General features: G+C 59.5%; 17 protein-coding genes. 8 read left to right on the top strand and 9 right to left on the bottom strand.

What is annotated here, in order from left to right:
- Nucleotides 1-323: 323 nt before the first annotated feature.
- Complete coding sequence (locus tag UB23_RS22525; RefSeq protein ID WP_045061496.1) at nt 324-581, top strand: hypothetical protein; 258 nt, start codon at nt 324-326, stop codon at nt 579-581.
- A 196-nt stretch (nt 582-777) separates the two neighbouring features.
- Here the strand turns inward: UB23_RS22525 and UB23_RS22520 are convergent, their stop codons facing one another.
- The 9 genes from UB23_RS22520 to UB23_RS22480 all read right to left on the bottom strand — a co-directional run bounded on the left by UB23_RS22520 (nt 778) and on the right by UB23_RS22480 (nt 12729).
- Complete coding sequence (locus tag UB23_RS22520; protein WP_045061495.1) at nt 778-1758, bottom strand: peptide ABC transporter ATP-binding protein; 981 nt, start codon at nt 1756-1758, stop codon at nt 778-780.
- Nucleotides 1758-2726: an ABC transporter ATP-binding protein gene (locus UB23_RS22515; protein WP_045061494.1), complete on the bottom strand. Its 969-nt coding sequence runs from the start codon at nt 2724-2726 to the stop codon at nt 1758-1760. The genes UB23_RS22520 and UB23_RS22515 overlap by 1 nt, the downstream gene beginning before the upstream one ends.
- Before the next feature lie 10 nt (nt 2727-2736).
- On the bottom strand, nt 2737-3654 hold the full coding sequence (locus UB23_RS22510; protein ID WP_045061493.1) for an ABC transporter permease subunit: 918 nt from the start codon (nt 3652-3654) through the stop codon (nt 2737-2739).
- A gap of 10 nt (nt 3655-3664) precedes the next feature.
- A complete protein-coding gene (locus tag UB23_RS22505) occupies nt 3665-4675 on the bottom strand; it encodes an ABC transporter permease subunit (RefSeq protein ID WP_045061492.1) in 1011 nt (336 codons plus the stop codon).
- A gap of 74 nt (nt 4676-4749) precedes the next feature.
- Nucleotides 4750-6345: an ABC transporter substrate-binding protein gene (locus UB23_RS22500; RefSeq protein ID WP_045061491.1), complete on the bottom strand. Its 1596-nt coding sequence runs from the start codon at nt 6343-6345 to the stop codon at nt 4750-4752.
- 78 nt (nt 6346-6423) lie between these two features.
- Nucleotides 6424-7839 (bottom strand): OprD family porin, encoded by a 1416-nt coding sequence (locus UB23_RS22495; protein ID WP_045061490.1) that lies wholly within the window; start codon nt 7837-7839, stop codon nt 6424-6426.
- A 172-nt stretch (nt 7840-8011) separates the two neighbouring features.
- Nucleotides 8012-9613, bottom strand: a complete 1602-nt coding sequence (locus tag UB23_RS22490) for an ABC transporter substrate-binding protein (RefSeq protein WP_045061489.1) — start codon at nt 9611-9613, stop codon at nt 8012-8014.
- Nucleotides 9614-9916: 303 nt separating this feature from the next.
- Nucleotides 9917-11542 carry an ABC transporter substrate-binding protein gene (locus tag UB23_RS22485; RefSeq protein ID WP_045061488.1) on the bottom strand — a complete coding sequence of 542 codons (1626 nt, stop codon included), beginning with the start codon at nt 11540-11542 and terminating at the stop codon, nt 9917-9919.
- A 470-nt stretch (nt 11543-12012) separates the two neighbouring features.
- Nucleotides 12013-12729, bottom strand: a complete 717-nt coding sequence (locus UB23_RS22480; RefSeq protein ID WP_045061487.1) for an SIMPL domain-containing protein — start codon at nt 12727-12729, stop codon at nt 12013-12015.
- Between the two features lie 314 nt (nt 12730-13043).
- On the opposite strand from UB23_RS22480, the gene UB23_RS22475 reads away from it, so the two are divergent.
- From UB23_RS22475 to UB23_RS22445, 7 genes are all read left to right on the top strand, one after another.
- A complete protein-coding gene (locus UB23_RS22475; RefSeq protein ID WP_045061486.1) occupies nt 13044-14306 on the top strand; it encodes an ATP-binding protein in 1263 nt (420 codons plus the stop codon).
- Nucleotides 14299-14865: a response regulator transcription factor gene (locus UB23_RS22470; RefSeq protein WP_045061485.1), complete on the top strand. Its 567-nt coding sequence runs from the start codon at nt 14299-14301 to the stop codon at nt 14863-14865. The genes UB23_RS22475 and UB23_RS22470 overlap by 8 nt, the downstream gene beginning before the upstream one ends.
- A 97-nt stretch (nt 14866-14962) precedes the next feature.
- Nucleotides 14963-16690, top strand: a complete 1728-nt coding sequence (locus UB23_RS22465) for an ABC transporter ATP-binding protein/permease (protein WP_045061484.1) — start codon at nt 14963-14965, stop codon at nt 16688-16690.
- A gap of 168 nt (nt 16691-16858) precedes the next feature.
- Nucleotides 16859-17608, top strand: a complete 750-nt coding sequence (locus UB23_RS22460) for a FadR/GntR family transcriptional regulator (protein ID WP_177328585.1) — start codon at nt 16859-16861, stop codon at nt 17606-17608.
- Nucleotides 17609-17998: 390 nt separating this feature from the next.
- Nucleotides 17999-18910, top strand: coding sequence for a 5-dehydro-4-deoxyglucarate dehydratase (gene kdgD / locus UB23_RS22455; protein WP_045061482.1), 912 nt, complete (start codon nt 17999-18001; stop codon nt 18908-18910).
- Nucleotides 18911-18969: 59 nt separating this feature from the next.
- Complete coding sequence (locus UB23_RS22450) at nt 18970-20415, top strand: aldehyde dehydrogenase family protein (RefSeq protein ID WP_045061481.1); 1446 nt, start codon at nt 18970-18972, stop codon at nt 20413-20415.
- A 220-nt stretch (nt 20416-20635) separates the two neighbouring features.
- A complete protein-coding gene (locus tag UB23_RS22445; protein WP_045061480.1) occupies nt 20636-22003 on the top strand; it encodes an MFS transporter in 1368 nt (455 codons plus the stop codon).

Here is a 22003-nt window from a genome sequence, read left to right as displayed (position 1 = left end):
TTGGAGCACAATCTACGTCACAGGCAAAAAGCCTAAGGAGCTGCACGGCTTCCAGATCCCTCCCTCGATGATCAGTCGAGAACTATCGCTCCTGATGGAGCGATAGTCGAGATACAAGGAGCTGCCGAAGGCTGCGATCTTTTGATCTTTTGGCCTAACAATTATTCCAAACCAATCTGTCGATTAGCGGCAATTACTTCTTTTCGCTGGCGTCCTATCTGGAGAACCCGGCCGATTGGAACTAGATTTCAGTCAGCGCCACGGTAGCCGGGTTACGCGCCGGCAGGCACCCATGCTGCATCTCAGAAAGGATGAATTCGGCTATGAGCATTTTTCAACGCATTTTGCTGTTGCTAAAGGTTTTGGTGATTATGTCCGTTGGCATGTCCGCAGCGCGGGCCGAATGCCCCGATCACGGTGAACAGGCATCGAGCGGGCAGGTAGGGCACTCAGGCCTGATGATCGCCAAGTCCGAATCCGAGCCCGGTGACCAGGGGCAGGGCGGTAGCGCGGACGACGATGATTCCACTACCGAAGAGCCGGATTCCGATGACCCGGATGAAGGCGATAGCCAGACGTAAGAGGTAATTTTCGGGCAAAAGAAAACCCCTTCACGCCGACCGTTACGCAGTCGAGGTAGAAGAGGTTTTTGGATAACCAACACCTGACCCTGTGGGAGCGGGCTTGCCAGCGATGGCGATGCCGCAGTGACATTAAAGTCGCCTGGCGGGACGCCATCGCGGGCAAGCTCGCTCCCACAGGTTTTTTAGTCCGCCGTCACGCCACGCCGTCGAGAAACTGCTCGGCGTAGTGGCAAGCCACCTGGCGGTTGTCGAGCAGACGCAACGCCGGCTCTTCGGTACTGCAGCGCTCGGTCGCATACGGGCAGCGCTTGTGGAAAGCGCAGCCCGGTGGCGGATTCAGCGGGTTGGGCAGTTCGCCGACGATCTTGATTTTCGGCTTGTTCGGGTCCGGGTGGATGGTCGGGGTGGCCGACAGCAGCGCCTGGGTGTAGGGGTGCAACGGGCGTTCGTAGATGTCGTTCTTCGGGCCGATCTCCACCGGGCGGCCGAGGTACATCACCATCACGTCATCGGCGACGTGTTGCACCACCGCCAGGTTGTGGGAGATGAACACGTAGGCGGTGTTGAACTCCTGCTGCAGGTCCATGAACAGGTTCAGCACCTGGGCCTGGATCGACACGTCCAGTGCCGAGGTCGGCTCATCCGCCACCAGCACTTTTGGCTGCAACATCATCGCGCGGGCGAGGGCGATCCGTTGGCGCTGGCCGCCGGAGAACATGTGCGGGTAGCGCTGGTAATGCTCAGGGCGCAAGCCGACCTGCTTCATCATCGCCTGGACTTTCTCGCGACGTTCGGCGGCGCTCAGGTTGGTGTTGATCAGCAACGGTTCGCCCAGCTGGTCGCCGACTTTCTGCCGCGGGTTCAACGACGCATACGGGCTCTGGAACACCATCTGCACATCTTTACGCAGCTGCTTGCGCTGGGCCTTGTCGGCGCCAGCGACTTCCTGGCCGGCGATTTTCAAAGAGCCGGATGACGGCTCTTCGATCAGGGTCAGGGCGCGGGCCAGGGTGGATTTGCCGCAGCCCGATTCGCCAACAACGGCGAGGGTCTTGCCGGCCTCCAGTTCGAACGACACGCCGTTCAGGGCGCGTACGGTCGCGTGGCCCTTGAACAGGCCACGGGACACTTCGTAGTGACGGGTCAGGTCGCGGGCGGTAAGTACGACGGCCATTACGCCACCTCCTGATTCAGCGGGTAGAAGCAGCGGGCGAGGCTGTTGCTTTTCGAGTCGAGGGCCGGACGCTGGGTGCGGCAATTTTCTTGCACATAGGGGCAGCGCGGCGACAGCAGGCAACCCTGCGGACGGTCGTAACGACCGGGAACGATGCCCGGCAGCGTGGACAGGCGCGAGGCGCCGAGGCTGTGTTCCGGAATGGCCTTGAGCAGCGCTTCGCTGTACGGGTGCGCCGGGATGTCGAACAATTGCGGCACCTGCCCGACTTCAACCGCCTGGCCAGCGTACATCACGCACACGCGCTGGGCGGTCTCGGCAACGACGGCGAGGTCGTGGGTGATCAGCACCAGGCCCATGTTCTGCTCTTTCTGCAGGGCCAGCAGCAGCTCCATGATCTGCGCCTGAATCGTCACGTCGAGGGCTGTGGTCGGTTCGTCGGCGATCAGCAATTTCGGCTCGCCGGCAATCGCCATGGCGATCGCGACACGCTGGCTCATACCGCCGGACAACTGGTGCGGGTAGGCATCCATACGACTGGCGGCGCCCGGGATTTCAACTTTTTCCAGCAGTTCGATGGCGCGTTTGCGCGCCTGCTTGCCGGACATTTTCAGGTGCAGGCGCAGCACTTCTTCGATCTGGAAACCGACGGTGTAGCTCGGGTTCAGCGCGGTCATCGGGTCCTGGAAGACCATGGACAGGTCTTTGCCGACGATTTGCCGACGTTGACGATTGCTGAGCTTGAGCATGTTCTTGCCGTCGAAATTCAGCGCGTCGGCGGTCACGATACCTGGGTGCTCGATCAGCCCCATCAACGCCATCATGGTCACGGACTTGCCGGAACCCGACTCGCCAACGATGGCCAGGACTTCGCCCTTGTCGACCTTGAGGTCGAGGCCGTCGACCACTGGCACGGCATTCTTGTCGCCAAAGCGAACGTTGAGATTCTTGATTTCTAACAGTGACATTTGAATCTCCTCAGGCGGCGTTCTTGAGTTTCGGGTCCAGCGCATCGCGCAGGCCGTCGCCCATCAAGTTGATTGCCAGCACGCTGAGCAAAATGGTCAGACCAGGCAGACTTACCACCCACCAGGCGCGTTCGATGTAGTCGCGAGCCGAAGCCAGCATCGTGCCCCACTCAGGGGTTGGCGGTTGGACGCCAAGGCCAAGGAAGCCCAGTGCCGCGGCATCGAGAATCGCCGAGGAGAAGCTCAAGGTCGCCTGAACGATCAGCGGTGCCATGCAGTTGGGCAGCACGGTGATGAACATCAGGCGTGGCAGACCGGCACCCGCCAGGCGCGCTGCGGTCACGTAGTCGCGGTTCAGTTCGCCCATCACCGCAGCGCGGGTCAGACGCACGTAGGATGGCAGGGACACCACAGCGATGGCGATCACGGTGTTGATCAGGCCAGGGCCGAGGATGGCGACAATCGCCACGGCCAGCAGCAGCGACGGCAGTGCCAGCATGATGTCCATCAGACGCATGATGGACGGGCCAAGCAAGCGCGGGAAAAACCCGGCGAACAGCCCCAGGAGAATACCTGGAATCAGCGACATCACTACCGACGACAAGCCGATCAGCAGCGACAGGCGCGAGCCCTGGATCAGCCGTGACAGCAGGTCTCGGCCCAATTCATCGGTGCCGAGCAGGAACTGCATCTGCCCACCTTCCAGCCAGGCTGGCGGGGTCAGCAGGAAGTCGCGGTACTGCTCGCTCGGGTTGTGCGGTGCCACCCATGGGGCGAACAGTGCGCAGAAAATCACCAGCAACATGAACATCAGGCCGGCGACGGCGCCTTTGTTCTTGGAGAAGGCTTGCCAGAATTCTTTGTACGGGGACGGGTACAGCAGGCTTTGATCGACTGCTACCGCTGGAGTTGAAGCTGGAGTGGTCATGGTCATGATCTCAGCGCTGATGACGGATGCGTGGGTTGGCAAAGCCGTAGAGGATATCCACTACGAAGTTGACCACAATCACCAGGCAGGCGATTAACAGGATGCCGTTCTGCACCACGGGATAGTCCCGCGCGCCAATGGCTTCGATCAGCCACTTGCCGATGCCGGGCCAGGAGAAGATGGTTTCGGTCAGTACCGCACCGGCCAGCAAAGTGCCGACTTGCAGGCCGACTACCGTCAATACCGGAATCAGTGCGTTGCGCAGACCGTGCACGAATACCACGCGCGATGGCGACAGGCCTTTGGCGCGGGCGGTGCGGATGTAGTCTTCGCGCAGCACTTCGAGCATCGAGGAACGGGTCATCCGCGCAATGACCGCCAGCGGGATGGTGCCGAGCACGATGGCAGGCAGGATCAGGTGGTGCAGCGCATCGAGGAACGCACCGACGTCATCGGCCAGCAGCGTGTCGATCAGCATGAAGCCGGTACGCGGCTCAATGTCGTAGAGCAGGTCGATCCGTCCGGACACCGGGGTCCAGCCCAGGGACACCGAGAAGAACATGATCAGGATCAGGCCCCACCAGAAGATCGGCATCGAATATCCCGCCAGGGAGATGCCCATCACCCCATGGTCGAACAGGGATCCTCGCTTGAGTGCCGCGATCACCCCGGCCAGCAGGCCCAGGATGCCGGCGAACAGCAGGGCGGCCATGGACAGTTCCAGGGTCGCGGGGAAGAGTGAAGTGAATTCAGTCCAGACGCTTTCCCGGGTGCGCAACGACTCGCCGAGATCGCCTTGAGCCAGTTTGCCAATGTAATCCAGGTATTGGGCATACAGGGGTTTGTTCAGACCTAGGCGTTCCATTGCCTGAGCATGCATTTCCGGGTCGACTCTGCGTTCGCCCATCATGACTTCCACGGGGTCGCCAGGGATCATGCGAATCAACGCGAAAGTCAGCAAGGTGATGCCGAAGAACGTGGGGATCAATAACCCCAATCGGCGGGCAATAAAACTAAACATCTTGTGGTGTACCTCATCAGCCGGTTAGGCGTGCCTGGTGTCCCTGGAGTCAGGGACACCGGGAGTTTTCTTATCTACTTCACCTGGGTAGTGGCGAAGTTATTAGTGGTGAGAGGGCTGATGTGATAGCCCTCTACGTTCTTGCGCATTGCGGTAAACATTCTAGTGTGTGCGATGCTGATCCAAGGTTGATCCTGATTAAAAATGAGCTGTGCCTGCTCGTAGAGCGCTGCGCGTTCAGCCGGATCGACCTTGGAGCGGGCCTCATCAAGTAGGGTCTGGAATTTTTCATTGCACCAGCGCGCGTAGTTTTCGCCGTTCTTCGCCGCTTCGCAACTGAGCATAGGCGTTAGGAAGTTATCCGGGTCACCGTTATCGCCCGCCCAACCTGCAGACACCATGTCGTGCTCGCCGTTCTTCGCGCGTTTGAGCATTTCGCCCCATTCCATCACCCGTATGTCGATTTTGATGCCGACTTTGGCGAGATCGGCCTGCATCATTTGCGCGCCGAGCATCGGGTTCGGGTTGGTCGCTCCGCCGCCGTTACGGGTGAACAGGGTAAACACGGTGCCTTCCGGTACACCGGCTTCCTTCAACAGGGCGCGGGCCTTGTCGAGATCACGCGGCGGGTTCTTCAGACTGTGGTTGTAGCCCAGCAGGGTGTCCGGGTACGGATTGACCGCGACCGTCGCGTTACCTTTGCCAAACAGGGCATTGACCGCCGCTTCCTTGTCGAAGGCGATGTCGATGGCTTTACGCACGCGCACATCACTCAAGTATTTGTGCGTGGTGTTGATGGCGATGTAGGCGACGGTCATCGCATTCATTTCATCGACTTTCAGCTTGTCGTCTTTCTTGATGCTTGGGATGTCATCGGGTTTTGGATACAACGCTACCTGGCATTCGTTGGCCTTGAGCTTTTGCAGGCGCACGTTGTTGTCGGTGGCGATTGCCAGGATCAGCGCTTCGGCCGGTGGCTTGCCGCGGAAGTACTCCGGGTTGGCCTTGAAACGGACCTGTGCATCTTTGTTATAGCGCTGGAAAATGAACGGCCCGGTGCCGACCGGTTTGTTGTTCAGGTCACCGGTCTTGCCGGCCTTGAGCAACTGGTCGGCGTATTCAGCGGAGTAGATCGACGAGAACGCCATGGCGATGTCGGCCAGGAACGGCGCTTCGCGGCGGGTCAAGGTGAACTCGACCGTGTTGTCGTCAACTTTCTTGACGCTTTTCAGCAGTTCTTTGAAGCCCATGCTTTCGAAGTACGGGAAGCCCACGCTCGACAGTTTGTGCCACGGGTGATTCGGGTCCAGCTGACGCTGGAAACTCCAGACCACATCGTCGGCGTTCATGTTGCGGGTCGGCTTGAAATAGTCGGTGGTATGAAACTTGACGTCTTGGCGCAGATGGAACGTATACGTCAGACCGTCTTCACTGATGTCCCAGGAATCGGCCAGCGCCGGGATCACGTCGGTGGTGCCGGGCTTGAAGTCGGCCAGACGGTTGAAGATGGTCTCGGCCACTGCATCGGCTGTGACTGCAGTGGTGTACTGAACCATGTCGAAGCCTTCCGGGCTGGCTTCGGTGCAAACCACCAGCGGTTTGGCCGAAACGCCGACCGCCAAACTCAGCAACGCGGCCGCAATGGCCGCACGTAGGGGAAGCATTTTCATCAAGAACCCTCTGCAATCGGTTGAAAGACAAAAGCCCAACGGCCGATTCATCGTTGAATCAGCCGCAGGGCAGGTGCATTACAGAATGTTGAACGGGATGGTGGTCACGAGACGGAACTCGTTGATGCTGCCATCAGCCTGGTTTTCGCTGGCACGGTGCGCGGTGTAGGTCGCGCGAATAGCGGTGGCCTTGAGCGGGCCGCTCTGTACTGCGTAAGCAGCACCGATGCCATATTCGTAATGGTGTTCGCCGTCCATGGACTGCACGCCGTCGTAGCCGCCACCCTTGTAGTGAGTGCCGTCGATGCCCCAGCCGCGAGCCTGGTAGATGTTGAACTTCAGGCCTGGCACGCCGTATTCGGCCATGTTCAGGCCATAGGCGATCTGGAAGGATTTCTCGTTCGGGCCGTTGAAGTCCGACAGCAGGGAGTTGGCCAGGTAGATGCCGTTGGTTTCGTGCAGGTAATCGAAGTACTCGTTACCGTTCACTTCCTGGTAGGAGAAGGTCAGGCTGTGGGCCTGGTGGGTCAGGCCGAGCGACAGGGAGTAGGTGTCGTTGTCGATTTCGCCCAGCAGTTTTTTACCTTCGTCGACAGTCTTGTAGTAGTTCAGGCCAGTGGTCAGGCTCAGTACCGAGCTGTCGCCCAGCACATGGCTGGCGCCAAAGTAGTACTGGTTCCACAGGTCTTCGGCCTGGGTGCCCCAGAGGCTGGTGGTCAGGCTGGCGAATGGTGTGTAGGTGATGCCGGCGGTGTTGACGTGATCGGCTTCGGCACTGGAGTCGCCGTATTCGGAGCGGAACTTGCTCAGGCTTTCTTCGGTACGCGGAGAGTTGCGATCGAAGGTGGCCAGGTCGAAGGACAGGTTGTTCAGTTCTTCGCTGTGGATCGCGATCCCTTCGAAGCTCGAAGGCAGGGCACGGTTACCGATGACGTCGACCTGCGGGCTGCTGAAGTTCATGCGGCCGGCGGTCAGGGTGGTGTTGGAAACGCGCGCCTTGACGTTGGCCAGGCCCAGTTTGCTCCATTGGCCTTCAGCGTCGCCGCCTTCGCGGGTCAGGGTGCGGTTGTTGCCCGCGCCTGGACGAGTACCCGGTGCGCCACCGTTGTTGGATGCCAGGTTCTCGCGGTCGCGCTCCAGCGCAATGGCGTTGTAGGCGGCGACTTCGGTGCTGAAGCCGACGGTGCCTTCGGTGAAGCCGGAGTTGTACTTGATGATGGTGCCTTGGACCCAGTTGATACGACGATCAGTCGGGGTCGAAACGCCATTTTTTTTGTAGTTGAACGTGCCGCCACGTTTCAGTTGTTCGTTGGCGTACCAGTTACGTGTAGTGCCACTGATGGATTGGCCTTCGACGAAGCCAGTGGCGTCAGCTTGAGCGCTTTTGGTGTTGACCGTTACCGGAGTGAATTCCTGGCTCTGAGTCTCGGCGTAAGCCGTGGCGGTGATGCTACTGATGGCCAGGGCCAGTAACGCGGTGCTGCTCAGTTTCATGGGTAAAGCTCCTTGGTTTCTCTTTTTTTATACCGGCCTTTTTTTGTGGTCCGGCTATTTGGTTTGGAACTTTTCTCGCTAGGCAAACGTTTGCATTACGCCAGATCGACGAATAAAGGCAATACGCTTGCTTGGGGGCGGAATGCGCCCCCAGCGTTTTTCGGCTAATCGATTATTTTTCTATGCTGACACCCGAGAACACGTTGCGACCGAAAGGGCTGACCTTGAACCCTTCGATTTTGGCGCTCAACGGCTGGTTGACCGTCGAGTGGGCGACTGGCGTGATCGGCACTTGCTGCTTGAGCAATTGCTGCGCCTGCTTGTAGAGCACGGTGCGCTGGTCGCGATCGGTGACGATCTTGGCCTGCTTGATCAGCTTGTCGTAAGCCGGATCACACCACATGGAGTAGTTGTTGCCGCCAATGGCATCGCAGCTGTAAAGCGTACCGAGCCAGTTGTCCGGGTCCCCGTTGTCACCGGTCCAGCCGATCAGGCTGATGTCGTGCTCGCCATTCTTGGTGCGCTTGATGTACTCGCCCCATTCGTAGCTGACGATCTTCACCTTGAGGCCGATTTTTGCCCAGTCGGCCTGGAGCATCTCGGCCATCAACTTGGCATTGGGGTTGTAAGGGCGCTGCACGGGCATCGCCCACAGGGTGATTTCGGTGCCTTCCTTGACGCCAGCGGCCTTGAGCAACTCGCGGGCTTTCTCCGGGTTGAAGGCGGCGTCCTTGATAGTCTCGTCGTAGGACCATTGGGTCGGCGGCATGGCGTTGACCGCCAGTTGCCCGGCGCCCTGGTACACGGCGTTGAGGATGCCCTGCTTGTTCACTGCCATGTCCAGCGCCTGGCGCACTTCAAGCTGGTCGAACGGCTTGTGTCGAACGTTGTAGGCGATGTAGCCGAGGTTAAAACCGGGCTTCTCGATGAGCTTGAGTTTCGGGTCGTTTTTCAGCGCGGTGACGTCGGCAGGGCGCGGGTGCAGGGTGATCTGGCATTCGTTGGCCTTGAGCTTCTGGACCCGCACCGAGGCGTCGGTGTTGATGGCGAAAATCAGGTTGTCGAGTTTGACCCGGCTCGGGTCCCAGTACTGCTTGTTGCCGGTGTAGCGAATGTTGGAATCTTTCTGGTAACTCTTGAATACGAACGGGCCGGTACCGATCGGCTTCTGATTGATGTCGCTTGGTTTGCCCGATGCCAGCAGCTGGTCGGCGTATTCGGCGGACAGGATGGCAGCGAAGCTCATGGCGATGTTCTGGATGAACGCGGCGTCGACGCTGTTAAGCGTCATGACCACGGTCAAAGGCCCGGTCTTTTCGACCTTGGCAATGTTCTTGTTCAGGCTCATCCCGTTGAAATACGGGAATTCAGTTGGATAAGCCTGACGGAATGGCTGTTGCGGATCGAGCATGCGGTTGAACGTGAACAGCACGTCATCGGCGTTGAAATCGCGGCTCGGGGTGAAGTACTTGGTGGTATGAAATTTCACGCCTTCGCGCAGGTGGAAGGTGTATTTCAGGCCGTCCTCGGAAATATCCCAGCGGGTGGCCAGGCCCGGCACGACATTGGTCGCGCCTTTTTCGAACTCTGCCAGGCGGTTGTACAGCGGTTCGGCGGCGTCGTTGTCGGTCGCGGTGGTGTACTGCGCGGTATCGAAGCCAGCGGGGCTGCCTTCGGAGCAGAACACCAGGCTGTCACTGGCAGCCTGGCTAATGGACGTAGCGGCCAACAGGCCGGTGCCCAGCAATGCGGATAAAACCAAGGTATGGCGCATGACGCTCCCTCTGTTCTCTGAGTATTTTCGACAAGCCGTCGTTCCGACTGGGGACTTGGGGATCTTGTCGAGCGCAATCCATTTACGTGAAGCAAAACCGAGAGCCCACGCATGAGCTGGTCGACTCCGACGGTATGAGCCATCGGGCCGGCAGTAAATGCGTAGAGTCCTAAACATTCGTAGGAAAAGTAGACGCGTCCTGCGCCGGCGCTGGAGTCGGCGTCGGACCTGGATGTAGGCTCTTTCCTACGCTCTCGGTGGATACAACAACGGCGACGTCATTGACGTCGCCGTTGTTGAACCTTATTTGCTGACGCTGACGCCGTAGAAGGAATTCAAGCCAAATGGGCTGATCTTGAAGTCCTGCACGTTGGCGCGCATGGGTTGATACACCGTCGAGTGAGCGATAGGTGTCATTGGAACAGCGTCCTTGAGGACGTGTTGTGCCTGTTTGTACAGTTCGGTGCGCTTGCCTTGGTCGGTGGTGCGCTTGGCTTCCTTCACGAGGCCGTCGAATTTCTTGTCGCACCATTTCGAGAAGTTGTTGCCACTCAGCGAGTCGCAACCAAACAACACGTTGAGCCAGTTGTCCGGATCACCATTGTCACCGCTCCAGCCAATGATCATTGCCTGGTTCTCGCCACCTTTGGAGCGCTTGATGTACTCGCCCCACTCGTAGCTGGTGATCTTCACGTTCAGACCGATTTTCTTCCAGTCGGACTGGAGCATTTCGGCCATCAGCTTGGCGTTCGGGTTATACGGACGCTGTACCGGCATGGCCCACAAGACGATTTCGGTACCTTCCTTGACGCCGGCTTCCTTGAGCAGCTCCTTGGCTTTCTCAGGGTCGTACTTGGCGTCTTTGATGGTGGTGTCGTAGGACCATTGGGTCGGCGGCATGGCGTTGACGGCCAGTTGGCCCGCGCCCTGGTAAACCGAGTCGATGATCTGCGGTTTGTTGACCGCCATGTCCAGCGCCTGGCGCACGCGCAGGTCAGCCAGCGGGTTGGCCTCGTTGCTGCCTTTGACCTTGTCCATCACGTTGTAAGCGATGTAGCCCAGGTTGAAACCAGCCTGGTCAGGCATCTTCAGCGCCTTGTCTTCCTTCAGCGCCTTGAGGTCAGCCGGACGCGGGAACAGAGTGACCTGGCACTCGTTCTTCTTCAGCTTCTGGATACGTACCGACGGGTCTGTGGTGATGGCGAAGATCAGGTTGTCGATCTTGACGTCTTCAGGCTTCCAGTAGTCCTTGTTCCCGGTGTAGCGGATGTTGGAGTCTTTCTGGTAGCTCTTGAACACGAACGGGCCGGTGCCGATCGGTTTCTGGTTGATGTCGGCAGGCTTGCCGTCCTTGAGCAGCTGGGCAGCGTACTCGGCGGATTGCAGCGAGGCGAAGCTCATGGCCATGTTCTGGATGAACGCAGCGTCGACTTCTTTCAAGGTGAATTTGACGGTGTGATCGTCGACTTTATCGATCTTGGTGATGTTGGTATCCATCCCCATGTCGGTGAAGTACGGGAATTCGGTCGGGTACGCTTTGCGGAACGGGTCGTCCTTGTTAATCATGCGATTAAAAGTGAACAGCACGTCGTCGGCGTTGAACTCACGAGTCGGCTTGAAGTACGGGGTGGTGTGGAACTTCACGCCTTCACGCAGGTGAAAGGTGTACGTCAGGCCATCGTCAGCGATGTCCCAGCTGGTCGCCAGACCAGGAATCACGGCGGTGCCGCCGCGCTCGAACTGGGTCAGGCGGTTGAAAATGGTTTCTGCAGAGGCGTCGAAGTCGGTTCCGGTGGTGTACTGACCAGGATCAAAACCGGCCGGGCTCCCTTCGGAGCAAAACACCAGGTTAGTCGCCGCTTGGGCGAAAGGTGCGGCAGCTAACAAGCTGGCGCCGACTAAAAACGGAATGACCGCGTGTTTGAGCATGGTGGCCTCATGATTTGTTGTCATTTTTGGAATTAGAGGACGACCTCGTGAGTCGTGCCTGCGGATACTTATGCAGGGGCCATACCCAATGCAAGATGCAGGGGGGCCACAAGCATTAAACAGTGGCACGAACGTACCTTAATGTCGCATATGTGTAAATTGACGCGCATTTGACCGTTTGCGCAGGTTTTTTTCGGTGCATATCGCGCACCTACATGGGGCGGCCGGGACGTCTGGCGCCCCCGGTTGGCGCGCGGTGTTACTTATTTATACCCTTGCCATCGGCGTATCCGGCATATCCCACTTATGCAGCGTAGTCGGCAGATTCCATGTATGCGGCAGTCATCGGCACATTCCGCGTAGGAGCTGCCGAAGGCTGCGATCTTTTGATCTTTGCGATCTTTTGATCTTGAAGGCAAAGTCAAAAGATCGCAGCCTGCGGCAGCTCCTACAAGGGCAATCAATGCGGTTTAAGGCATCAACACTTCAATCGACCCATCTGCCGTCATGCTGACCTGGCTGGTGCCAGCCTCAACTTCCGGGGTCACCGGAGCGGCGTCCATGCTGGCGGCTTTCATCATCATCGGCCCGCGCATGTACGGTTGTGGATAACCGTTGCTATTGAGGTTCAGGTTGACGATCTTATAGCCTTTGCCGCCCAGGGCGTCAGTTGCCAGCTGGGCGCGGGCCTTGAAGGCGCTGACGGCGTCCTTGAGCAGTGCGTCTTCACTGGCTTTGCGCGTTGGCGTGGCGATGGCGAAGTCCATGCCGGCCATTTTCAGGTCGGTCAGCAGTTCGCCGGTCAGCTTCGACAGGGCGGCGAAATCGGAGCTTTCCAGGCGCAACTCGGCACGTTCACGCCAGCCGGTGATTTTCTGGCCCTTGGTGTCGTAGATCGGGTAGCTGTTACGGCTCCCCTGGCGCAGGGTGATGTCCTTGACCTGCTTGGCCTGGGCCAGCGACTTGTTCATGGTGGTGCTGATGTCGGCGGCGAGTTTGGCCGGGTCGGTGTTCTGCTCTTCTGTATAAAGAGTCACGATCATCAGGTCGCGGGCCACTTCCTGGCTGACTTCGGCGCGCAGGGAAATCTGGTTGTAATGCAGCTCGTCGGCGGCCAGGGCCGGCAGGCTGGCGACGGTGCCAACACTAAGGGCAAGAAGGGCGGCGCTACGGCGGAAAGTGTGCATGAAAACTCCTTGGGCGGTGCGCAGGGGTTAAGGTCCGAGCCTGCGTGAAACCATCAGACTCTAGCTTTAATGAGCCGGTTCGCACAGTTACAACTTCTATACAGATCGAAGGTGACCGTTGCGCGCTCAATCGCGAGCAGGCTCGCTGCCACAGGGATTGCATTTCAATGTGCGAGCGAGTCTGCTCGCGATAGCGGTCTCATAGACGCCACCATGGTTTCTGCCATGTGGCCGTTTGCCGCACTTTTGCCTGCCAGCCCCCGCGCTTGGTTATACTCCTGGCGATCCGCCTGGAGCGCTCATCAGGAGAGCTCATGCTCGCCCCCGTTCAAATCACTTCCGCGACTCGCCAGAACCTCTGGCGGCTGACGTTCATTCGTACTTTGGTACTCGCCGCCCAAGCTGGTTCCGTGGGCCTGGCTTACTGGTTCGACCTGCTGCCGCTGCCCTGGTTTCAGCTGGCAGCTACCCTCGGCTGCTCGATGCTGTTGTGCGCGTTCACGGCCATTCGCCTGCGCACCTCCTGGCCCGTCACTGAACTCGAATACGCCGTGCAACTGGCCTGCGACCTGTTTATCCACAGTGCGCTGCTGTATTTCTCCGGCGGTTCGACCAACCCCTTCGTTTCCTATTACCTGGTGCCGCTGACCATCGCCGCCGTGACGTTGCCCTGGCGCTATTCGGTGATCCTGTCCGGCATCGCATTGACCATGTACACCTTGCTGCTGGCGCGGTTCTATCCCCTGCAGACGTTCCCCATCGCCCGGGAAAACCTGCAGGTTTACGGAATGTGGCTGAGCTTTGCCCTGGCCGCGGCGGTGATCACCTTCTTCGCCGCGCGCATGGCCGAGGAGCTGCGTCGCCAGGAAGAGTTGCGCGCCATTCGGCGAGAAGAGGGCCTGCGCGACCAGCAACTGCTGGCCGTTGCGACCCAGGCCGCCGGCGCCGCCCACGAACTGGGCACGCCTTTGGCCACCATGAGCGTGCTGCTAAAAGAGATGCAGCAGGATCATCCCGACCCGATGTTGCAGGATGATCTGAAGGTGCTGCAGGATCAGGTGAAACTCTGCAAGGAAACCTTGCAGCAACTGGTGCGCGCCGCCGAAGCCAATCGTCGCTTGGCCGTGGAGATGCAGGACGTCACCGACTGGCTCGACGAGGCCCTGAATCGCTGGCACCTGATGCGCCCCGAAGCCAGTTATCGCTTCCAGCGGCTCGGCCAGGGCGCCGTGCCCCGCATGGCGCCACCGCCGGACCTGACCCAGGCCTTGCTGAACCTGCTGAACAACGCCGCCGACGCCTGCCCGGAAGGGTTGCAGGTGACGCTGGACTGGAATGCCGAGGACCTGACCATCAGCATCCGCGACCACGGTGCCGGTGTGCCGCTGGCCATCGCCGAGCAGATTGGCAAACCGTTTTTTACCACCAAGGGCAAAGGTTTCGGCCTGGGCCTGTTTTTGAGCAAGGCCAGCGTGACACGCGCCGGCGGCTCAGTGAAACTCTATAGTCATGAGGAAGGCGGCACGCTCACCGAGCTGCGCCTGCCCCGTGTCGCCCGAGGAGACGAACATGAGTGACGATATCCAAGTCGAAGGCGAAGGCGAAGAACTCCCGCATTTGCTGCTGGTAGACGACGACGCAACCTTTACCCGCGTGATGGCCCGCGCCATGGCCCGTCGCGGCTTTCGCGTCAGCACCGCCGGGTCCGCCGAGGAAGGCCTGACCATCGCCCAGGCGGACCTGCCGGATTACGCCGCGCTGGACCTGAAAATGGACGGTGACTCCGGCCTGGTGCTGTTGCCCAAGCTGCTGGAGCTGGACCCGGAAATGCGCGTGGTGATCCTCACCGGTTACTCGAGCATTGCCACCGCCGTCGAGGCGATCAAGCGCGGTGCCTGCAACTACCTGTGCAAACCGGCCGATGCCGATGACGTCCTCGCCGCACTGCTGTCCGAGCACGCCGACCTCGACACCCTGGTACCGGAAAACCCGATGTCGGTGGACCGCTTGCAGTGGGAACACATCCAGCGGGTGCTGACCGAACACGAAGGCAACATCTCCGCCACTGCCCGCGCCCTGGGCATGCACCGGCGTACTCTGCAGCGCAAATTGCAGAAGCGCCCTGTCCGGCGCTGAACCGGTGCTGAACAATTGTTGTCACACCGCGTTGCAACACGAGCCGATCATCTATGATCGGCTCGTGTGATGTTCTTTTTTCCAATGAGCCTTTTCCATGAATCAGAACGCTGAGTACTCCGCGGTCAATGATGCTGTGCGCGGGCAGTTTTTTCGCAAAGTCTGGGCGATGATCACGCCTTACTGGCGCAGTGAAGAGAAGGCCAAGGCCTGGACGCTGCTGATCGCCGTAATCGTTCTATCGCTGGTCAGCGTAGGCATTTCGGTGTGGTTCAACACCTGGTACAAGGATTTTTACAACGCCCTGCAACAGAAGGATGAGGCAGCATTCTGGCGGTTGATCCTGTATTTCTGCGCGATCGCGGCCGTCGCGATTGTGGGCGCGGTTTATCGGCTGTACCTGACGCAGATGCTGACCATCCGCTGGCGGGCCTGGCTGACCGAAAAACACTTCGCCCGCTGGCTGGGCCATAAGAACTACTACCACCTCGAGCAAGGCGGTTACACCGATAACCCCGACCAGCGCATCTCCGAGGACCTCAACAGCTTCACCTCTAACACCCTGGAACTGGGGATCGGCCTGCTGCGCAACATTGTCAGCCTGGTATCGTTCTCGATCATCCTGTGGGGGGTGTCGGGCAGTATCGAGGTCTATGGGTTTACCATTCCCGGCTATATGTTCTGGTGCGTGCTGGTGTATGCCGTGATCGGCAGCTGGCTGACGCATTTGATCGGTCGTCGCCTGATCGGCCTGAACAACAACCAGCAACGCTTCGAAGCCGACCTGCGATTTTCCATGGTGCGCATTCGCGAGAATGCCGAAAGCATTGCGCTGTATGACGGCGAGCCCAATGAAAATCGTCGCTTGAGCAGTCGCTTCGGCCTGGTCTGGCACAATTTCTGGGACATCATGAAGGTGTCCAAGCGCTTGACGTTCTTCACGGCCGGTTATGGCCAGGCAGCCATCATCTTTCCATTCATGGTTGCGGCACCGCGCTACTTCGCGGGCAAGATCGAGCTGGGGGAGCTGATGCAGATCAGCTCGGCATTCGGCAACGTGCAGGAGAGTTTCAGCTGGTTTATCAGTGCGTACCAGAGCCTCGCGGCCTGGCGCGCCACCTGTGATCGTCTGCTCAGTTTCCGTCAGGCCATGACCGAGAATGAGCAAAAGCCGCAGGCCATCGACGTGCAGAATTCGGGCTCGGCGTTAAAAGTACACAACCTGGGGCTGGATCTTGCTGATGGTCGCCACTTGCTGGCCGGCGCCGACATGACGGTGGAGGAGGGGGATCGTGTAATGATCAGCGGCCGCTCCGGCAGCGGCAAATCGACGCTGCTGCGGGCGATGGGGCATTTGTGGCCGCGGGGCCATGGCAGCATTCGCCTGCCGGCCGAGCGGTACCTGTTCCTGCCGCAAAAACCCTACCTGCCAATTGGCACCTTGCGTGAAGCGCTGAGTTATCCACAGGTCGCCGAGACATACCCTCAAGAGCGCTACGCCCACGTGCTGGAAGTGTGCCGCCTGCCGCACCTGCTGGGCCGCCTGGACGAACCCAATCACTGGCAGCGCATGTTGTCCCCGGGTGAACAGCAACGCCTGGCGTTTGCCCGCGCGCTGCTTTATGCGCCTCAGTGGCTCTACATGGACGAGGCAACGTCGGCGATGGATGAAGAGGATGAAGCCTCGCTGTATCAGGCGCTGATCGACGAGATCCCGGGCTTGAGCATTGTCAGCGTCGGCCACCGCAGCAGCCTCAAACGCTTCCATCCGCGGCATGTGCGTATCGACAATGGCCACCTGGTGGAGCAACCAGTCACCGCCTGACGATACGCCCGTAGGAGCTGCCGCAGGCTGCGATCTTTTGATCTTTGGTATCTGCAAGCCAGATCAAAAGATCGCAGCCTTCGGCAGCTCCTACGGGTAGAGGTGATCGTACAACCGCGTTGAGCTATGATGCGGTTTCAACCGAATTTTTCGAGACCGATGTTCACCATGGAAAACCCGATCGCCACACCACGTCTCCCTCGCAAGCGCCGTAGCCTCGCTCAGGAACTGGTGACGGTGCTGTCCGAGCAGATCCGCGACGGTCATCTCAAACGCGGTGACAAGTTGCCGACTGAATCGGCGATCATGGACGCCCATGGCGTCAGTCGCACCGTGGTGCGCGAAGCCATTTCCCGGTTGCAGGCTGCCGGGCGGGTGGAAGCCCGCCATGGCATCGGTACTTTTGTGCTCGATACCCCAAGCCCGAGCGGCTTTCGCATCGATCCCGCCACCGTGGTCACCCTGCGTGACGTACTGGCCATCCTGGAATTGCGCATCAGCCTGGAAGTGGAGTCCGCCGGACTTGCCGCGCAACGCCGCAGCGCCGAGCAGTTGGCCTTGATGCGTGCCGCGCTCGATGCCCTGAACGAAAGCGCGGCCCATGCCAGTGACGCCGTAGCCTCGGACTTCCAGTTTCACCTGCAGATTGCCCTGTCGACCGGCAACCGCTACTTCACCGACATCATGACGCACCTGGGCACCAGCATCATCCCGCGCACCCGCCTCAACTCGGCGCGGCTGGCCCACGACGACCAGCAGCACTACATGAGCCGCCTGAGCCGTGAGCACGAAGAAATCTACGACGCCATCGCGCGCCAGGATTCCGATGCCGCACGGGCCGCCATGCGCCTGCACCTGACCAACAGCCGCGAACGGCTGCGCCATGCCCATGAAGAGGCTGAGGCGCAGCGGGGCTAAACCTGACGGGAGCCGGGCTTGCCCGCGATGGCGGCGGAACATCCACTATCGACGCGACAGGAACACTGCGATCGCCAGCAGCCGCATTCCTGCAATAGTCATGAGTGAAATCCGGTTGTGTGGCCCTCGACGCTCCCTGTGGGAGCCGGGCTTGCCCGCGATGAAGCCAGCGATCATCCCGCGTCGGCTCTGAGGGTACACATCCTCGGACAACCTACCTCTCAGCCGTAGCTATCCAGCACCCATCCTGCTGCAGGTTTCCCCACTTATTCCCATCCTGACGATGAAATGCAGTTGACGATTAAATTTTAAGTTGTACGATGACCTACAACTCGGCGAAAGCTGAACGGTTTTCTAACAACATACGTCGCTACCCAGGGTGTTCGAATAATGAATCCACAAGAACTGAAGTCCATCCTCTCTTCCGGCCTGCTGTCTTTTCCGGTAACCGATTTTAATGCCCAGGGCGATTTCAATCGCGCTGGCTATATCAAGCGCCTTGAATGGCTGGCCCCGTATGGCGCCTCGGCCTTGTTCGCCGCAGGCGGCACCGGTGAGTTCTTCTCCCTGGCGGCCAGCGAATACTCGGAAATCATCAAGACTGCCGTCGACACCTGCGAAACCAGCGTGCCGATTCTGGCGGGTGTCGGCGGTTCGACCCGCCAGGCCATCGAATACGCTCAAGAAGCCGAGCGCCTGGGCGCCAAAGGCTTGCTGCTGCTGCCGCACTACCTGACCGAAGCCAGCCAGGACGGCGTTGCCGCCCATGTTGAAGCCGTGTGCAAATCGGTGAACATCGGCGTGGTGGTTTACAACCGTAACGTCTGCCGCCTGACCGCTCCGCTGCTGGAACGCCTGGCCGAGCGCTGCCCGAACCTGATCGGCTACAAGGATGGCCTGGGCGACATAGAGTTGATGGTGTCGATCCGTCGCCGCCTCGGCGATCGTTTCAGCTACCTGGGTGGTTTGCCGACCGCCGAAGTGTACGCCGCTGCCTATAAGGCACTGGGCGTGCCGGTCTACTCCTCGGCGGTGTTCAACTTCATCCCGAAAACCGCGATGGATTTCTACCACGCCATTGCCCGCGAAGATCACGCCACCGTTGGCAAGATCATCGACGACTTCTTCCTGCCGTACCTGGACCTTCGTAATCGCAAAGCCGGTTACGCAGTGAGCATCGTCAAGGCCGGGGCAAAAATTGCCGGCTACGACGCAGGTCCTGTACGTGCGCCGCTGACCGACCTGCTGCCAGAAGAGTACGAAGCTCTGGCTGCGCTGATCGACAAGCAAGGCGCGCAATAACAATTGATTGAGCAAGGCCGCTGAGCAATCAGCGGCCTTTTGCGTGAGGAGATAGATCCGTGGCAGATACAAAGCGTTTCGACAATTACATCAACGGCGAATGGGTTGCCGGCAGTGATTACTGCGCCAACATCAACCCTTCCGAGCTGACCGATACCATCGGCGAGTACGCCAAGGCGGACCTGGCCCAGGTCCACGCCGCCATCGACGCCGCTCGCGCTGCATTTGCGGCCTGGTCCACTTCGGGCATTCAGGCCCGTCACGATTCGCTGGACAAAGTGGGCACTGAAATCCTCGCCCGTCGCGAAGAGCTGGGCACCCTGCTGGCTCGGGAAGAGGGCAAGACCCTGCCTGAAGCCATTGGCGAAGTGACCCGCGCCGGTAACATCTTCAAGTTTTTCGCCGGTGAAACCCTGCGTCTGTCCGGCGATTACCTGCCGTCGGTGCGTCCGGGTGTCCACGTCGAAGTGACCCGCGAAGCCCTGGGCGTGGTCGGCTTGATCACCCCGTGGAACTTCCCGATCGCGATCCCTGCCTGGAAAATCGCCCCGGCCCTGGCCTATGGCAACTGCGTGGTGCTCAAGCCCGCTGACCTGGTACCGGGTTGCGCCTGGGCCCTGGCCGAAATCATCTCCCGCGCGGGCTTCCCGGCCGGCGTGTTCAACTTGGTGATGGGCAGCGGTCGGGTGGTTGGCGATGCGCTGGTGCAAAGCCCGAAAGTCGATGGCATCAGCTTCACCGGTTCGGTGGGGGTGGGGCGGCAGATCGCAGTCAGCTGCGTGTCGCGCCAGGCCAAAGTGCAGCTGGAAATGGGCGGCAAGAACCCGCAGATCATTCTTGACGACGCCGACCTCAAGCAAGCGGTCGAGCTGTCGGTGCAGAGCGCGTTCTACTCCACCGGCCAACGTTGCACCGCTTCGAGCCGCTTCATCGTCACCGCCGGAATTCATGACAAATTCGTTGAGGCCATGGCCGAGCGCATGAAGTCGATCAAGGTTGGACATGCGCTGAAAACCGGCACCGATATTGGTCCGGTGGTCTCCCAGGCGCAGCTTGAACAGGACATGAAGTACATCGACATCGGCCAGTCCGAAGGTGCGCGCCTGGTCAGCGGCGGCGGCTTGGTGACCTGTGATACCGAAGGCTACTACCTCGCGCCAACCCTGTTTGCCGACAGCGAAGCCGCGATGCGCATCAGCCGCGAAGAGATTTTTGGCCCGGTGGCCAACATTGTTCGAGTAGCCGATTACGACGCCGCGCTGGCCATGGCCAACGATACCGAGTTCGGTCTGTCAGCGGGCATCGCCACCACTTCGCTGAAGTACGCCAACCACTTCAAGCGCCACTCCCAGGCCGGGATGGTGATGGTCAACCTGCCGACGGCTGGCGTGGATTACCACGTTCCATTCGGCGGGCGTAAAGGTTCATCCTATGGCTCCCGCGAGCAAGGTCGCTACGCGCAAGAGTTCTACACGGTCGTGAAAACCAGCTACATCGGCTCCTGACCGCATGCAATGCCCGGTGTTATTGCGATAACACCAACACCCCTGTAGGAGCTGCCGAAGGCTGCGATCCTTTGATCTTGATCTTATAAAAATCAAAAGATCGCAGCCTCGTTTCACTCGACAGCTCCTACGGGGATTCGCCGAACACGCGATGTAAGCGGAACAGGCGAACACCAAAGATTCACCCGCGCATAAAAATAATCAGTGGGAGTACATCTACATGCAAGCGACCAAGCCGACCCACGTCCGCTATTTGATATTGCTCATGCTTTTCCTGGTGACCACCATCAACTACGCCGACCGGGCAACCATTGCCATCGCGGGCTCCAGCCTGCAAAAAGACCTCGGCATTGATGCGGTCACCCTCGGTTACATCTTCTCTGCATTCGGTTGGGCCTACGTGGCCGGGCAAATTCCCGGTGGCTGGCTGCTGGACCGTTTCGGCTCGAAAAAAATCTATGCACTGAGCATTTTCACCTGGTCGCTGTTTACCGTGTTGCAGGGTTATGTCGGCGAGTTCGGCATGTCCACGGCGGTTGTGGCGCTGTTCATGCTGCGTTTCCTCGTGGGCCTGGCTGAAGCACCTTCTTTCCCCGGCAACGCGCGCATCGTCGCGGCCTGGTTCCCGACGGCGGAACGCGGCACCGCTTCGGCGATCTTCAACTCGGCGCAATACTTTGCCACCGTGCTGTTCGCGCCGCTGATGGGCTGGATCGTCTACAGCTTCGGCTGGCAGCACGTCTTTATCGTGATGGGCGTAATTGGCATCATCTTCTCGGGCATCTGGCTGAAAGTGATCTACAGCCCGCGTCAACACCCGATGATCAACGAAGCCGAATTCAAGCACATCGCCGACAACGGCGGCATGGTCGACATGGACCAGGACAAAGGCAAAGGCGCCAAGGCTGACGGACCGAAGTGGGACTACATCCGCCAATTGCTGACCAACCGCATGATGCTCGGTGTCTACCTGGGCCAGTACTGCATCAACGGCATCACCTACTTCTTCCTCACCTGGTTTCCGGTATACCTGGTGCAGGAACGCGGCATGACCATCCTCAAGGCAGGTTTCATTGCCTCGTTGCCGGCCATCTGTGGCTTTATCGGTGGTGTACTCGGCGGGGTGATTTCCGATTACCTGTTGCGCAAGGGGCACTCCCTGACCTTCGCTCGCAAGGCGCCGATCATTGCCGGTCTGCTGGTCTCCAGCAGCATTGTGGCGTGCAACTATGTCGATGTTGAATGGATGGTCGTCGGCTTCATGGCCCTGGCTTTCTTCGGCAAAGGCGTCGGTGCGCTGGGCTGGGCAGTGGTGTCCGACACGTCGCCCAAGCAGATTGCCGGTCTGAGTGGTGGCCTGTTCAACACGTTCGGTAACATCGCCTCGATCACCACGCCGATCGTGATCGGCTACATCATCAGCTCCACCGGCTCGTTCAAATGGGCCCTGGTGTTCGTCGGTTGCAACGCACTGGTTGCGGTGTTCAGCTACCTGGTGATCGTCGGTCCGATCAAGCGCGTGGTGCTCAAGGAACCGCCGGTGAGCGGTACTGAAACTCATAATAAATTGTCTCAAGCGCATTCCTGA

The organism is Pseudomonas sp. ES3-33 (genome assembly GCF_000952175.1).
Lineage (GTDB): Bacteria > Pseudomonadota > Gammaproteobacteria > Pseudomonadales > Pseudomonadaceae > Aquipseudomonas > Aquipseudomonas gregormendelii.
The sequence above is the reverse complement of the archived record's forward strand: the minus strand, read 5'-3'. Positions and strand labels throughout refer to the sequence as shown.

Coding starts and splice junctions, on each gene's coding strand:
- UB23_RS22470 (WP_045061485.1), top strand. CDS start 14,299: ATGAGTGACGATATCCAAGTCGAAGGCGAAGGCGAAGAACTCCCGCAT.
- UB23_RS22480 (WP_045061487.1), bottom strand. CDS start 12,729: ATGCACACTTTCCGCCGTAGCGCCGCCCTTCTTGCCCTTAGTGTTGGC.
- UB23_RS22445 (WP_045061480.1), top strand. CDS start 20,636: ATGCAAGCGACCAAGCCGACCCACGTCCGCTATTTGATATTGCTCATG.
- UB23_RS22520 (WP_045061495.1), bottom strand. CDS start 1,758: ATGGCCGTCGTACTTACCGCCCGCGACCTGACCCGTCACTACGAAGTG.
- UB23_RS22510 (WP_045061493.1), bottom strand. CDS start 3,654: ATGACCACTCCAGCTTCAACTCCAGCGGTAGCAGTCGATCAAAGCCTG.
- UB23_RS22515 (WP_045061494.1), bottom strand. CDS start 2,726: ATGTCACTGTTAGAAATCAAGAATCTCAACGTTCGCTTTGGCGACAAG.
- UB23_RS22505 (WP_045061492.1), bottom strand. CDS start 4,675: ATGTTTAGTTTTATTGCCCGCCGATTGGGGTTATTGATCCCCACGTTC.
- kdgD (WP_045061482.1), top strand. CDS start 17,999: ATGAATCCACAAGAACTGAAGTCCATCCTCTCTTCCGGCCTGCTGTCT.
- UB23_RS22485 (WP_045061488.1), bottom strand. CDS start 11,542: ATGCTCAAACACGCGGTCATTCCGTTTTTAGTCGGCGCCAGCTTGTTA.
- UB23_RS22475 (WP_045061486.1), top strand. CDS start 13,044: ATGCTCGCCCCCGTTCAAATCACTTCCGCGACTCGCCAGAACCTCTGG.
- UB23_RS22465 (WP_045061484.1), top strand. CDS start 14,963: ATGAATCAGAACGCTGAGTACTCCGCGGTCAATGATGCTGTGCGCGGG.
- UB23_RS22500 (WP_045061491.1), bottom strand. CDS start 6,345: ATGAAAATGCTTCCCCTACGTGCGGCCATTGCGGCCGCGTTGCTGAGT.
- UB23_RS22495 (WP_045061490.1), bottom strand. CDS start 7,839: ATGAAACTGAGCAGCACCGCGTTACTGGCCCTGGCCATCAGTAGCATC.
- UB23_RS22490 (WP_045061489.1), bottom strand. CDS start 9,613: ATGCGCCATACCTTGGTTTTATCCGCATTGCTGGGCACCGGCCTGTTG.
- UB23_RS22525 (WP_045061496.1), top strand. CDS start 324: ATGAGCATTTTTCAACGCATTTTGCTGTTGCTAAAGGTTTTGGTGATT.
- UB23_RS22460 (WP_177328585.1), top strand. CDS start 16,859: ATGGAAAACCCGATCGCCACACCACGTCTCCCTCGCAAGCGCCGTAGC.